Source organism: Glutamicibacter sp. MNS18 (assembly GCF_026107515.2).
In the GTDB taxonomy this organism is placed as follows: Bacteria; Actinomycetota; Actinomycetes; order Actinomycetales; family Micrococcaceae; genus Glutamicibacter.
Genome location: NZ_JAPCHW010000003.1, coordinates 425,508 through 438,771 on the forward strand (window position 1 = coordinate 425,508; position 13,264 = coordinate 438,771).

A 13,264-nucleotide genomic window follows, 5' to 3' on the forward strand; every position below is an offset into this window, starting at 1 on the left:
TTGACGTTGTCCGGTGATCTTTGCGGCTGGGATTAGATGATTTCTGGCCCTGCCCTCCATGTGGCTGGGCATCATCGACACAACTCGCAATGAAGGTTGAGATGCAACTAAACTCCAAAGCCGCACTGTGGCTGAAACGCACTGGTGTCAGCGCCATTGCGTTGGCATTATTGGGCACTTCGGTCGTGGCCGGCCAGTCCGCACTGGCTGCACCGAACGACGAAGCAGAAGACACCACCGTGATCAGCACTGCGGATACCGACTGGAAGTACCTGGACGACGGCAGCGATCCGGCCGAAGGCCTGGCGTCGTTGGATGCCTGGACCGCGACGGAGTTCGACGACAGTTCGTGGAAGAGCGCCAGGGGAAGCTTCGGAGCGAAGAACGGAGCGCTGGGCACCGTGGGTCCGCACACCCCGAACACCCTGCTGAACCACTACCTGCCCGAGCAGGGCACCACCGCGGTGCCCACCTACTTCTTCCGCACCAGTTTCGAGCTGGATGAAGGCGAGGCGGACCAGTACGTGCAGGTCAGCGGCGACGTCATCTTCGACGACGCCGTGGTTCTCTGGATCAACGGCACCAAGGTCGCCGGATTCCTGGACGACCGCCTGACCGGTGGGAGTAACCAGGAGTACGCGGGCAGTTCGAATGGCGATCCGATCGCCAGCACCTTCCAGGTACCGGCCGATGTCCTGGTGGACGGGCAGAACACCGTGGCAGTGAGCCTGCACCAGGATCGGGCCAGCAGCTCGGACATCTACCTGGACATGCCGCAACTGACCCTGCATGCCACCGAGCACCATGAACCACCGACCCGGGTGATCCTGACCCCCACCGAGACCCCCGAAACCTCGCAGTACGTCTCCTGGTTGGGCGGCATCGCCGATATGGAAACCGGGCGGGTGGAAATCCGCGAGACCGACGGCACCGAGATCCGCAGCATCGAAGCGGAATTCGTGGACCGGGTCAACAACAACCCGCTGCCGCACTTCTCCGCCGAAATCACCGGCCTGGAACCGGCCACCGGCTACACCTACCGCGTGGTCAACGGCCCGTCGCACAGCGAGTGGCACAGCTTCACAACGGCCGACCCGGATGCGGAGAATTTCCAGTACATCTACTTCGGTGATGCACAGATCGGTTTGGACACCACCTGGCCCAAGGTTGTTGAACAGGCCATGGCCGCCGCCCCGAATATCGTGGGCTCGGTCCACGCCGGCGACCTGATCGATACCGCCAGCAACGAGACCCAGTGGGTCAACTGGTTCAAGGGCATGCGCACTGCTGCGGCCACCACCAATGTGATGGCGGCCCCGGGCAACCACGAGTACTCCGGGGACAACAAGCTCAAGGCCTGGAAGGCCAATTTCGAGTACCCGGCCAATAACCCGAGCGTCGAGACCGCTGGCGAACTGGCCGTACTGGCCATCGGCGATACACCGGAAGCGGCCCAGTACCGGGCGCTGTTCGATCATTGGACCGAATTCGCCCAGGAGACCGTGTACTACACCGACTACCAGGGTGTACGGTTCATCACCATCAACGCCACCCGCGACAACGGCTTCCTGACCCCGGAGAACATGCCGGCCTGTCAGGGTGCGAGCTGCCCGAACGGGAACAAGTCCGCCCTGTGGATCCAGTTCCAGGCCGCCTGGTTGGATCACATCCTGGAGAACAGCGATTCCAAGTGGAACGTGGTGACCTTCCACCAGCCGGTCTACTCGGCGTCCTCCGGCCGTAATGAACCGGTGCTTCGTGAGCACTGGGTTCCGGTATTCCAGAAGCACAACATCGATCTGGTGCAGATGGGCCACGACCACGTCTACGCCCGCGGATACAACAACGAGAACACCACCGAACACGAGGGTGTCACCGACGGTCCGGTGTACATCGTGTCGAACTCCGGAGCCAAGCACTACCAGCTGGCCCCGGTGGATAACAATGTCTGGACCCAGAACAATGCCACCCAGGTGCAGCGAGGCCGTGGCTTCAGCACCTACCAGATCATCGATGTCACCGATAATGCCCTGACCTACAAGTCCTACCTGGCCGAGAAGACCGACACCGCCACCACCGACCTGGAGGTCGGCCAGGTGTGGGATGAATTCACCATCACCAAGGACGATGCGGGCACCAAGTGGGTCACCGAAGCCGGCATCGACGTGCCCGGGATCTCCGACCCCGAACTGGCAGTGGACGTGGCCACCTCGGTACGCTGCCTGGCCGGCAAGGCCACCCTGACCGTCGCCGCAACCAACGGGGAATCCGGACCCATCTCACTGGAGATCATCAGCGAATACGGCAGCAAGCAGTTCCCGGAGGTCCACAGCGGCAAGAAGGGCACCGCGGCCTTCGCAACCCGGCAGGCCGACGTGGCCGGCGGCACCGTCACGGTTGAAGCCGTCAGCGGCGAGAGCACCAGCAGCCAGCAGGTCGACTTCGCGGCAGCCTCGTGCTAACTCCTTCCGAGAATTCCACACAGAAAGACAACGTGCACATCATGATCAAGAAGAACTTCCTTCCCCGCGCTCTGGCCCTCACGGCGGGCTGCTCGGTGCTCCTGGGCGTCGGTGCGGCGGCAATAGCCGATACCGTGGAACACGGCACCAACGAGATCGAGGTCAACGTCGATATCGTCGAACTGGATGAGCCGGGTGTGCTGGCCATGACCGTCGCCGGCGCGGGATCGATGACGCTGGAGGAAAACGGCTCCGACGAGATGATCCGCCAGTTCACCGGCACCCTGCCCACTGTGACCGTCACCGACACGCGCTCTGCCCAGGACATCGCCGACGGCGCCTACTGGCATGTGCTGGGCAGTGCCAGTTCCTTTACCAGCACCGGTGGAGACACCATCGGAGCCGAGCACCTGGGTTGGACACCGAATCTGGTGGACGGGGGCGAATCCGGCGCGGTCACCGAGGGCGAACAAGTGGACACAGCCGTCGACCCGGGCCCGGACAATGTCGGACTGGTGGACCAGGAACTGCTGGCGATGGCCTGGGACTCGGCGGAAGTACTTGACGAGGGTACCTGGACGGCCAACGCCGAGCTGTTCCTGCGCACCCCGGTGTCTGTCGAGCCTGGATCGTACAGCTCGAAACTGACCCTGTCACTGTTCGAGTAACCAGCAAGGACATACGTGATTCGGGCGGCCGCTGGCCGCCCGAATCATTCCCACCATTGGATGGACATGCCGCACAAACCCCAGAATCTCATCTCCCGCGTCGCAGCCGCGGCGCTTCTCACGGCCAGCCTGGCATCGGCTCCCGCACTGGCCGCGGCTGCCCCAGCGGACCGCGAACCGTCGATCACCTGGTCCATGAACCCGGCCGCGGACAGCGGTCACGGACACTGGATCGAGATGGAGCTCAGCCCGGGCGAAACCCGGACCGAACAGCTGGTGCTCAAGAACCACAGTGAGCAGCCCGCGACCTTTGGCCTGCAGGCTGCCGATGGCTACTTCACCGACAGCGGCCGCTTCAACATGCTCTCCTCCGACCAGCCCTCACATGCCGCCGGCACCTGGATCAGTATCCAGGACGAGGTCAGCGTGGACGCGAAGTCCGCCGAAACGGTCCCCTTTACCGTCACGGTGCCGTCCAACGCCACCCCGGGCGACCATGCGGCCGGGGTCGCCTCGGTGGTCAGCAGTCTCGGGCAATCCGGGGACGGAGCCAGTATCGGGCTCGAATCCAGGATCGGGTTCCGGGTGATGACCCGTGTGGAGGGACCGTTGCAACCCTCCTTGGCCGTGGGGTCGATCGAAGCCGCATACAACCAGTCATGGAATCCCTTCGCACCCGGTCACATCACCGCGGACCTGTCGGTAGGCAATGACGGGAACCTGCAATTGGATCCGGCCACCAGCCTTGCCGCTCCCCTGGCTGCGGGCTCGGACACCCTGGAAACGGGCTCGCTGCTGCCCGGCGACAGTGCGCAGGTCTCCGCAGCTCTGCCCAATGTGTGGCCGCTGTTCCTGGTTCCGGCGACCATCGAGGTAACGGGCACGGACACCGCCGGAAGCCGGCAGGTACTGCTCACCGAGCGCATCTGGGTCTGGGCGCTGCCACTTCCGCAACTGTTGGTGGCCGCCGGGGTGTTCCTATGCCTTACCGGTCTGCGGCGGCGCAAGAGCAGACAGGATGCCCGGTTGGCACAGCTGCTGGACCAGGCCAGGCAGGATGGTGCCGCCCAGGTGCGGTTGCAGTCCCAGGGGGCCGGCCGATGAGCACGGCTACCGACCCGGGTAGCGGTATCGACCTGCATGTCGAGATCAGCGAGCTACCCGGGCCGGGGACCATCGAACCGAACCCCGACCGGTGGCCCGAGGGATTGGCCGACACCGGTTCCGAGCCATGGATGTTGCTGGCGGCCTTGGCAGTGCTTGCCCTCGGGACCGTCGTGTCCAGGTATTCCCGGCACCGACGTGAGCGGCATTAGGGCCTGGCAGACAGCGGGGTTGGTCTGCCGGATGGCCGCATGGGTGCCGGCCCCGCGGGGAGCAGCGGGCATGGCGCAGCGCGACATGCTGCCAGTCATCGCCTCGGGCGCGGAACCAGCTGGTTCCGCGCCCGAGGGCGTTGCAGGTTCCCGGCCTGGGTCGGGCACCGGGCCGGCTAGGGCGTGAGGATGAAGTCCCACGGATCGGTATTAATCTGCGAAACCTCGACCTCGAGTTCGAAACCGAGGTCCCGGACCACGTTCTGCAGCGCCCGGGCCGCGGCCGAGAGCCACACCCATTCCGAGGCGAAGTGGGACACGTCGATCAGGTAGGGGTGGGACTCCCCCGCGGCCTCGCGGGCCTCGCTGGCCGGATGGTGCCGCAGATCGGCGGTGACGTAGACATCGGCGTCATGGGCGCGGACCGCGTCGAACAGCGAATCCCCCGCCCCGCCGCACACCGCGATCTTGCGTACGATCGCGTGACGTTCACCGGCCACCCGTACCCCGCCGGCCACGGCCGGCAACACCGAGTACACGCGTTCGGCGAAATCCTGCAGCTTCATCGGCTTCTCCAGCACACCGACGCGTCCCAGCCCTTCCTCGGGCAGCCCGTCCTTGGTGCCCACCAGAGGGACGCACTCGGTCAGGCCGAAGGCATCGGCCAGGGCGTCATTCACGCCGCCGATGGCGCTGTCGGCATTGGTGTGCGCGGTCAGCAGGGCGCAGCCGGATTCGATCAGGCGGTGGATGGCCTCGCCCTTGAACGAAGTGCCGGCGACCTGGTTCACCGGTTTGAGCAGCAACGGGTGGTGGGTGATCAACAGGTCGGCGCCACGCTCGATGGCGTCCTCGATGACCTCCAGGGTGGGATCCACCGCGAGCACCACCTTGGAGACCTTCGCGGTGGTGCGTCCGGCCACCAAACCCACCGCATCCCAGTCCTCGGCCAGCGACTGCGGCCACAGCTCCTCCACGGCCTCCAGTACATCGCCCAGCGTCGGCGTGGTGGGTGCAGCGGGCCGCCCGGGGGTCCGGGACTGCGTGTCCTGTGGGCCCGCGCCCTCGGCGCCCTGGTTCTGCTGTGCTGCTTCATCCGGCTGGGCTTTGCCGGCCGGGTCATTCGCCTTGCTGTGCATACCCCTAGCCTACGCGTCCGGGGCGGGGAGGGAACAGAATGCAACGCCGTGGCGTTGAGGATGGGTGTGAGCTCTCAAACCAGTACCCAGGCCCTGACATTCAACGCGTCATTTGAACACCAAGGCCGCCAGCTGCGCACCTTCGTGCTGGCCGGTGGCTGCTTCTGGTGCCTGGACGCGGTCTACCAGCGCACCCGCGGGGTGCATGCGGTGATCTCCGGTTATCTCGGTGGACGGAACCCCGCGCCGACCTATGAACAGGTGTGTTCGGGTTTGACCGGCCATGCCGAGGCGGTGGCCGTCATCTTCGATGAAACCGAGGTCCCGGCCGAGATCATCCTGGACATGTTCTTCACCCTGCACGATCCAACCACCCTGAACCGGCAGGGCTACGACGTGGGAACCCAGTACCGTAGCGCGATGTTCCCGCTGGATGAGACCCAGCGTCGTGAATTCCAGGCCGCCGTGGAGAAGTACGCGCAAGTCTACGACGACCCGATCGTGACCACCTTTGAACCGGTCACCGACTTCTGGTTGGCCGAGGATGTCCACCAGGATTATTACAACAATTACGCAACATCCGGCTATTGCCGGGTCATCATCGACCCGAAACTGGCCAAGGTAAAGAAATATTACGGCTTATGGCTTAAAGAATCCTAGTAAATAGCCAGAACACTAACCTAGACAGTGGACCTCTTCACTGGCGTTCACAGGCCAGTGACCAACTCGTAGCCGCAGGGCTCACATCTACCTAGAGCGCAAAGGAAAGAGACACCATGGGCAAAATCTACAACAACGTCACCGAGGTCATCGGCGGCACCCCACTGGTCAAGCTGAACCGCCTGGACGAGGGCCTGCCGGGCAACGTCGCGGTCAAGCTCGAGTTCTACAACCCTGCCAATTCGGTCAAGGACCGTATCGGTGTGGCGATTGTTGATGCCGCGGAGAAGTCCGGCGCGTTGCAGCCGGGAGGCACCATCGTCGAGGGCACCAGCGGCAACACCGGTATCGCCCTGGCCATGGTCGGCGCGGCCCGCGGCTACAAGGTGGTGCTGACCATGCCCGAGACCATGAGCACCGAGCGCCGAGTGATGCTGCGTGCCTTCGGCGCGGAGATCGTGCTGACCCCGGGTGCCGACGGCATGCGCGGTGCGGTGGAGAAGGCCAAGGAGATCGTGGCCACCACCGAAAACGCCATCTGGGCCCAGCAGTTCGCCAACGAGGCCAACCCGCTGATCCACGAGACCACCACCGGCCCGGAGATCTGGGAAGACACCGACGGAAAGATCGACGTGCTGGTCTCGGGTATCGGCACCGGCGGCACCATCACCGGCGCCGGACGCTACCTGAAGTCCAAGAACCCGAACGTGAAGATCGTGGCCGTGGAGCCCAAGGACTCCCCGATCCTCAACGGCGGCAAGCCCGGCCCGCACAAGATCCAGGGCCTGGGCGCCAACTTCATTCCCGAGGTGCTGGATACCGAGCTGTACGATGAGGTGCTCGATGCGCCGGTTGACGACTCGGTGTCGGTCGCGCGTGCCCTGGGTGTCCAGGAAGGCATCCTGGGCGGTATCTCCGCCGGCGCCGCCGTCTGGGGCGCACTGCAGGTCGCTGCCCGCGAGGAGAACGCCGGCAAGCTGATCGTGGCCGTGGTGCCGGACTTCGGCGAGCGCTACATCTCGACCCTGCTGTTCGACGATATTCGCGGCTAACTGACAACTTGTTCGCACTTGAGTGAATAAAACGGTGCGTCGGTGGGTTGGGGTAAAGAGATCCAATCATCCGGCGCACCGTTTCTTGTGCCGCGGCGTTCACGAATGCCGTTGCACCCGCGTATGACCCATAAGGTGGATATATGAGCTTTTTCTCCCGGCTTCGTGAAGACCTGGCCACTGCCCGCACCCACGACCCGGCCACGCGAAATGACATGGAGAACTTTTTCGCGGCCTCGGGATTGCATGCGATCTGGATGCACCGGGTGGCCCACAGGATGTGGCAGAACCCCAACCTGCGTTTTCCGGCCCGTTTGCTCTCCCAGCTCAACCGTGCGCTGACCGGGATCGAGATCCATCCCGGGGCCCGCATCGGGCGCCGGTTCTTCATCGACCACGGGATGGGGGTGGTGATCGGGGAAACCGCCGAGGTGGGTGACGACGTGATGCTGTACCACGGGGTGACCCTCGGCGGGCGTTCGCTGGCCAAGGTCAAGCGCCACCCGACCCTGGGAAACCGTGTGGTGGTCGGTGCCGGGGCGAAGATCCTGGGCCCGATCCTGATCGGCGACGATTCGGCGGTTGGCGCCAACGCGGTGGTGGTCAAGGACGCCCCGGCCGGTTCGATCGTGACCGGGATCCCGGCCCGTAACCGTCCGCGCTCCCCGGAGGAACGCAAGCCCGCGGTGGATCCGGCCGAGTACATCGACCCGGCCATGTGGATCTGAGTCCCGGCAGCTGCCCAGAGACGCGTTGACCTCCGGCCCGGAACCCTGTCACAGGGTTCCGGGCCGGAGGTCCATTGTCCGCAGGGGCTTGGCCCGGGCCGCGGTTAGGCGGGTGCCTGGGCGCGCAGTTGCCCGAGGAAGGTCGCGATCCGGTCCACGGCGTCGCGGATTTCCGCTTCGCGCGGAAGGATGACGAACCTGAAGTGGTCGGGCGCGGGCCAGTGGAAGGCGGTGCCGTGCGAGATCATGATCTTCTGGCTGCGCAGCAGGTCGATGACCAGTTGCTCGTCGTCGGTGATCGGGTAGATCGCCGGGTCAAGCCGGGGGAACAGGTACATGGCCCCGGCGGCGGGAATACAGCTGACCCCGGGAATGTCGTTGAGCAACCGGCAGGCCAGGTCACGTTGCACCCGTAGCCTGCCGCCGGGTTTCACCAGGTCCTCGATGCTCTGGTAGCCGCCCAGCGCGGTCTGGATCGCGTGCTGGGCCGGGACATTGGGGCACAATCTCAGTGAGGCCAGCAGCTCCAGCGCCTCACGGTACCCGGCTGTCGCGGTACGGTTCCCCGAGACGGCAACCCAGCCGGCACGGTAGCCCGGCATCCGGTAGGCCTTGGACAACCCCGAGAAGGTGAGCACCGGCAGGTCGGGTGCCACCGCGGCGGTGTGGATGTGCACGGCGTCCTCGTAGAGGATCTTCTCGTAGATCTCATCGGAGAAGAGCACCAGCTCGTGTTTCCGGGCCAGCTCGGCAAATTGTTCCAGGATGTGCCTGGGGTAGACGGCGCCGGTCGGGTTGTTCGGGTTGATGATCACGATGGCGCGGGTGCGTGCGCTGATCTTCGCCTCGACATCGGCCATGTCCGGCCACCAGTTCTCCTGGTCGTTGCACGCGTAGTGCACCGCTTCCCCGCCGCTGAGCAGCACCGAGGCGGTCCACAGCGGGTAGTCCGGGGAGGGGATCAGCACCTGGTCCCCGGGCTCCAGGAAGGCCTGCAGCGTCATCGAGATCAGTTCGCTCACCCCGTTGCCGATGAAGATGTCTTCCACCCCGAATTGCATCAGCCCCCGGGTCTGGTAGAACTGCACGATGGCCGTACGGGCCGAGAAGATCCCCTTGGAATCGCTGTAGGCCTGGGCCTCACGCAGGTGGTGGACCATGTCCACCACAATCGATTCGGGGGCCTCCAACCCGAAGGGTGCCGGGTCCCCGAGGTTCATGCGCAGGATGCTGTGGCCTTCGGCCTCCAACTGCTTGGCCACCTGCTGTACCGGGCCGCGCAGGTCGTAGCGGACCTCGCTGAGCCGGCTGGATCGTTGCATCGGGTTCATGCTGTATGTTTTCACCTCCGGTGCCCGGCGGCAAGAGCACGGCCCGGATTGTCCCGGTGGCGCCGGATAGCGGTGCCGGGTGCGGGGGCCGTCGGGCATTAAGTAGTCTTGAACCCATGAGCCAGCATCCTGCAGACACCCATGACATGATCCGCGTGCGCCAGGCGCGGGAGAACAACCTGACCGGTATCGATGCCGATATTCCCAAGCGCCGGATCACCGCCTTCACCGGGGTCTCCGGGTCGGGCAAGTCCTCGCTGGTGTTCGGCACGATTGCCGCCGAGTCGCAGCGGCTGATCAACGAAACCTACACCTCCTTCATCCAGTCCTTCATGCCCTCGATGCCGCGCCCGGATGTCGAGGTGCTGGAAAACCTGTCGGCCGCGATCGTGGTGGACCAGGAACGCATGGGGGCGAACTCGCGTTCCACCGTGGGCACCGCGACCGATGCGTACTCGCTGCTGCGGGTGCTCTACTCGCGGTATTCCACCCCCAGCGCCGGCGGGGCCGGGGCCTACTCCTTTAACTTGGGCGAGGGGGCTTGCAGCGCCTGCGAAGGCTTCGGTACCGAGGCGAGCATCGACCTGGACGAACTGCTGGACTGGGACAAGACGTTGAACGAGGGGGCGATCAAGGCCCCGAATTTCGCCCCGGACTCCTGGCTCTGGCAGACGCTGACCGCCGGCACCGCACCGGATCTGGATGTGGCCCTGCGTGAGATGCCGGCGGAGATGCTGCACCGGCTGCTGTACGCCGAGGCCGGGAAGGTCAAGCTCAACGGAGCGAATATGAGCTATTCCGGGTTGGTCACCCGGATCAAGTCCAACTACATCCACTCCGGCCGGGAGATCAAGCAGGCGCATATCCGGGACTGGATCGAACGGATTTCCACCACCGCCCCGTGCAGTGTCTGCGAGGGCACCCGGCTGGCCGAGAAGGCACGCGCCTCGCGGATCGCCGGGCACGGTATCGCGCAACTCAGCGCCCTGCAGGTCAGCGACCTGATCGCGGTGCTGGATACGCTGGATATCCCGGACGCTGCCCCGCTACTGGGCAACCTGCGGGCGGTGCTCGAGGCGATGGTGCAGATCGGGTTGGGCTACATTTCCCTGGACCGCCCGGCCGGGACGCTCTCGGGCGGGGAGGCGCAGCGTGTGAAGATGGTGCGCCACCTGGGCAGTGCGCTCTCGGATGTCACCTATGTCTTCGACGAACCCACCGTGGGCCTGCACCCGCACGACATCCAGCGGATGAACACGCTGCTGGGCGAGTTGCGGGACAAGGGCAATACGGTGCTGGTGGTGGAGCACAAACCCGAGGTCATCCGGATCGCGGACCACGTGATCGATCTGGGGCCGGGCGCCGGCATCCATGGCGGGCAGGTGACCTACGCCGGGGATGTGCCAGGGCTGCTGGCCAGCGATACCCTGACCGGCCGGCACTTCTCCGCCACCGTCCCGCTGAAGACCGATCCGCGCCCGGGCCACGACCCGTTGCAGATCCGCGGGGCGAACACGCACAACCTGAAGGACGTGGAGGTGGATATCCCGCGCGGGGTGCTGTGTGCGATCACCGGGGTGGCCGGGTCGGGCAAGTCCACGCTGATCCATACCACCATTTCCAAACGCGAGGATGTGGCGGTGGTGGACCAGTCGGCGATCCGCGGTTCGCGGCGCAGCAACCCGGCCACCTACACCGGGTTGCTGGATCCCATCCGTACCGCCTTCGCCAAGGCCAACGGGGTCAAGCCGGCCCTGTTCAGCGCGAATTCCGCCGGGGCCTGCCCGAACTGCAACGGGGTGGGGTTCACCTACACCGACCTGGTGTCGATGGCCGGGGTGGCGCTGTTGTGCGAACTGTGCGAGGGCAAACGCTATACCGCCGAGGTGCTGGACTACCGGTTGGACGGGTTGAATATCGCCGAAGTGCTGGACCTGAGCATCGAGGAGGCGTTGGCACAGCTGAAGATCCCGCGGGCCAAGACCATCCTGACCCGGCTGAACCAGGTGGGCCTGGACTACCTGAAACTGGGCCAGCCGCTGAACACGCTCTCCGGCGGCGAACGCCAGCGCCTGAAGCTGGCCATCAACCTGGGCAAGGGGGCCGGCACCTATGTGCTGGACGAACCGACCACCGGCCTGCACATGGCCGATGTGGATAAGCTGCTGGCGCTGCTGGACCAGATGGTCGACGAGGGCAATACGGTGATCGTCATCGAGCACCACCTGGCGGTGATCGCGCACGCCGACTGGGTCATCGACCTGGGACCGGGAGCCGGGCACGATGGCGGCCGGGTCATCTTCGAGGGGACCGCGCAGCAGCTCTCCCGCACCGACACGCTCACCGGGCGGCACCTGGCCGCCTATGTGGACCCCAACGCCTAGCATCCCCCGGAACACCAAAGGTGCCGCACACCGGTTTCCCGGTCTGCGGCACCTTTGGTGTGTGCGCCCTGGCGGTGCTAGTCGCCCAGGGTGTGGGGCTCGATCTTGCTGCCCTCGGCGGTGATGATCCGCTCATCGGAGGGATCCTGCACCTGGGTTCCCAGGTTGCCGCGGGTGAGCTTGTTCATGATCATGGCCAGCGCGCCGTCACCGGTGACGTTGGTGGCGGTACCGAAGCTGTCCAGCGCGATGTAGGCGGCGAACATCAGGCCGATCTCGACCTCGCCGAAACCGAGCATCTGCACCAGCAGGCCGGCGGCCGCGGCGATGGCGCCACCGGGGACACCCGGTGCGGCGACCATCATCACCCCGAGCATCAGGATGAACGGCAGGTAGGCTGCCAGGGAGACATCCCCACCGGACAGCAGCACCACGGCGATGGAGAAGCAGATGATCTTGACCATCGAACCGGACAGGTGGATGGTCGCGCACAGCGGAACCACGAACCCGGCGATCGCGTCGGTGACCTTGTTCTTCTTCGCCGAGGCCAGGGTGACCGGGATGGTGGCCGCCGAGGAGGAGGTACCCAGGGCGGTGAAGTAGGCGTCGCGCATATTCCACAGCGACTTGAGCGGGTTTTCCTTGTTCATGGCACCGGCCACGGTGTACTGGATCAACAGCACCACCAGGCACAGCGCAAAGGAAACCACGGCCACCAGCAGGAACTTGGAGATCACGGTCACCGCCGCTCCGCTGGCCGAGAGGTCAAGGAAGATGCCGAAGATGAACAGCGGCAGCGCGGGAACCACGAGCCGGCGGATGACCGCCTCGATGATGGTGCGGAACTCCACGGTCCCGCGGAAGATGACCGTGCTCTTGAAGGCGGTAATGCCGATCCCGATGATGAAGGCCAGCACCAGTGCGGTCATCACGCCCAGCAACGGCGCCAGCACGACCTCGGTGGCTCCGCCCGAGGAGCTGTTCACCACGGAGAAGTACGGTTCGAATCCGGAACCTCCCTCATCCCCCAGTTCAGCCAGCCCGCCGCCGGAGAGCGAGGCGGTGAAGAGCCAGCGGCTGACGAAGTAGGCCAGCAGGCCTGCGAAGATGGTTGAGCCGTAGGCCAGCGCGGCGGTGATGCCCAGCCATTTGCCGGCTCCCTTGCCCAGTTCGGCGATGGCCGGGGCCACCAGGCCGAAAATGATCAGCGGCACCACGAACCCGAGGAACCCGGAGAAGATCGAGTTGTAGGTCAGGAATACACCCCCGAGCCAGATCGGCATGACCGGGCCCAGGACGATACCAAGGACAATGGCAATGATGATCCACCCCAGCAGGGGGATTCTTTGAAGCGTCTTCACACGGGACCTTTTCTCAACGGGGTTTGGATGAGTGTGCGTGCGTTGTGGCAGGTGTGGCGTAACGCACGAGTCACAATGGTAAACCTCACGGGCCGCTGACCGAAATTCGTTGCTTCGGCACCCCTGTTCACCATAGGGTTCACCGGCCTGCTAGGCTGATTTG

General features: G+C 65.0%; 11 protein-coding genes. 8 read left to right on the forward strand and 3 right to left on the reverse strand.

Features of this window, described 5'->3' with window-relative positions:
• The first annotated feature begins 101 nt into the window (after positions 1–101).
• The 4 genes from OK351_RS05555 (at position 102) to OK351_RS05570 (ending at position 4,446) form a co-directional block, all read left to right on the forward strand.
• The gene (locus OK351_RS05555; protein ID WP_265156606.1) at positions 102–2,462 is read left to right on the forward strand and encodes a purple acid phosphatase family protein; all 2,361 of its coding nucleotides are present in this window, start codon (positions 102–104) and stop codon (positions 2,460–2,462) included.
• Positions 2,463–2,503: 41 nt separating this feature from the next.
• Positions 2,504–3,130, forward strand: coding sequence for a hypothetical protein (locus OK351_RS05560; protein WP_265156731.1), 627 nt, complete (start codon positions 2,504–2,506; stop codon positions 3,128–3,130).
• Between the two features lie 66 nt (positions 3,131–3,196).
• Positions 3,197–4,234 carry a DUF916 domain-containing protein gene (locus OK351_RS05565; RefSeq protein WP_265156608.1) on the forward strand — a complete coding sequence of 346 codons (1,038 nt, stop codon included), beginning with the start codon at positions 3,197–3,199 and terminating at the stop codon, positions 4,232–4,234.
• On the forward strand, positions 4,231–4,446 hold the full coding sequence (locus OK351_RS05570) for a hypothetical protein (RefSeq protein WP_265156611.1): 216 nt from the start codon (positions 4,231–4,233) through the stop codon (positions 4,444–4,446). The genes OK351_RS05565 and OK351_RS05570 overlap by 4 nt, the downstream gene beginning before the upstream one ends.
• 176 nt (positions 4,447–4,622) lie before the next feature.
• Here OK351_RS05570 and OK351_RS05575 read toward each other — a convergent pair whose 3' ends face one another.
• A complete protein-coding gene (locus OK351_RS05575; protein WP_265156614.1) occupies positions 4,623–5,585 on the reverse strand; it encodes a Nif3-like dinuclear metal center hexameric protein in 963 nt (320 codons plus the stop codon).
• Positions 5,586–5,717: 132 nt separating this feature from the next.
• Between OK351_RS05575 and msrA the strand changes: the two genes are divergently transcribed.
• The 3 genes from msrA to epsC all read left to right on the forward strand — a co-directional run bounded on the left by msrA (position 5,718) and on the right by epsC (position 8,025).
• Entirely contained in the window at positions 5,718–6,245 is a 528-nt protein-coding gene (gene msrA, locus OK351_RS05580; RefSeq protein WP_265156733.1) for a peptide-methionine (S)-S-oxide reductase MsrA, read from the forward strand.
• 116 nt (positions 6,246–6,361) lie between these two features.
• Positions 6,362–7,297, forward strand: a complete 936-nt coding sequence (cysK, locus tag OK351_RS05585; RefSeq protein WP_265156617.1) for a cysteine synthase A — start codon at positions 6,362–6,364, stop codon at positions 7,295–7,297.
• A 143-nt stretch (positions 7,298–7,440) separates the two neighbouring features.
• The gene (gene epsC / locus OK351_RS05590) at positions 7,441–8,025 is read left to right on the forward strand and encodes a serine O-acetyltransferase EpsC (protein ID WP_265156620.1); all 585 of its coding nucleotides are present in this window, start codon (positions 7,441–7,443) and stop codon (positions 8,023–8,025) included.
• 104 nt (positions 8,026–8,129) lie between these two features.
• On the opposite strand, the gene OK351_RS05595 is transcribed toward epsC, so the two are convergent.
• Positions 8,130–9,356 (reverse strand): pyridoxal phosphate-dependent aminotransferase, encoded by a 1,227-nt coding sequence (locus OK351_RS05595; RefSeq protein WP_265156623.1) that lies wholly within the window; start codon positions 9,354–9,356, stop codon positions 8,130–8,132.
• 116 nt (positions 9,357–9,472) lie between these two features.
• Here OK351_RS05595 and OK351_RS05600 point away from each other — a divergent pair, with 116 nt between their 5' ends.
• Positions 9,473–11,740 carry an excinuclease ABC subunit UvrA gene (locus OK351_RS05600; RefSeq protein WP_265156626.1) on the forward strand — a complete coding sequence of 756 codons (2,268 nt, stop codon included), beginning with the start codon at positions 9,473–9,475 and terminating at the stop codon, positions 11,738–11,740.
• A gap of 77 nt (positions 11,741–11,817) precedes the next feature.
• Here the strand turns inward: OK351_RS05600 and OK351_RS05605 are convergent, their stop codons facing one another.
• The gene (locus OK351_RS05605; RefSeq protein WP_265156629.1) at positions 11,818–13,101 is read right to left on the reverse strand and encodes a dicarboxylate/amino acid:cation symporter; all 1,284 of its coding nucleotides are present in this window, start codon (positions 13,099–13,101) and stop codon (positions 11,818–11,820) included.
• Between the last annotated feature and the right edge of the window lie 163 nt (positions 13,102–13,264).

Coding starts and splice junctions, on each gene's coding strand:
- OK351_RS05600 (WP_265156626.1), top strand. CDS start 9,473: ATGAGCCAGCATCCTGCAGACACCCATGACATGATCCGCGTGCGCCAG.
- cysK (WP_265156617.1), top strand. CDS start 6,362: ATGGGCAAAATCTACAACAACGTCACCGAGGTCATCGGCGGCACCCCA.
- OK351_RS05575 (WP_265156614.1), bottom strand. CDS start 5,585: ATGCACAGCAAGGCGAATGACCCGGCCGGCAAAGCCCAGCCGGATGAA.
- OK351_RS05555 (WP_265156606.1), top strand. CDS start 102: ATGCAACTAAACTCCAAAGCCGCACTGTGGCTGAAACGCACTGGTGTC.
- epsC (WP_265156620.1), top strand. CDS start 7,441: ATGAGCTTTTTCTCCCGGCTTCGTGAAGACCTGGCCACTGCCCGCACC.
- OK351_RS05560 (WP_265156731.1), top strand. CDS start 2,504: ATGATCAAGAAGAACTTCCTTCCCCGCGCTCTGGCCCTCACGGCGGGC.
- OK351_RS05595 (WP_265156623.1), bottom strand. CDS start 9,356: ATGAACCCGATGCAACGATCCAGCCGGCTCAGCGAGGTCCGCTACGAC.
- OK351_RS05565 (WP_265156608.1), top strand. CDS start 3,197: ATGCCGCACAAACCCCAGAATCTCATCTCCCGCGTCGCAGCCGCGGCG.
- OK351_RS05570 (WP_265156611.1), top strand. CDS start 4,231: ATGAGCACGGCTACCGACCCGGGTAGCGGTATCGACCTGCATGTCGAG.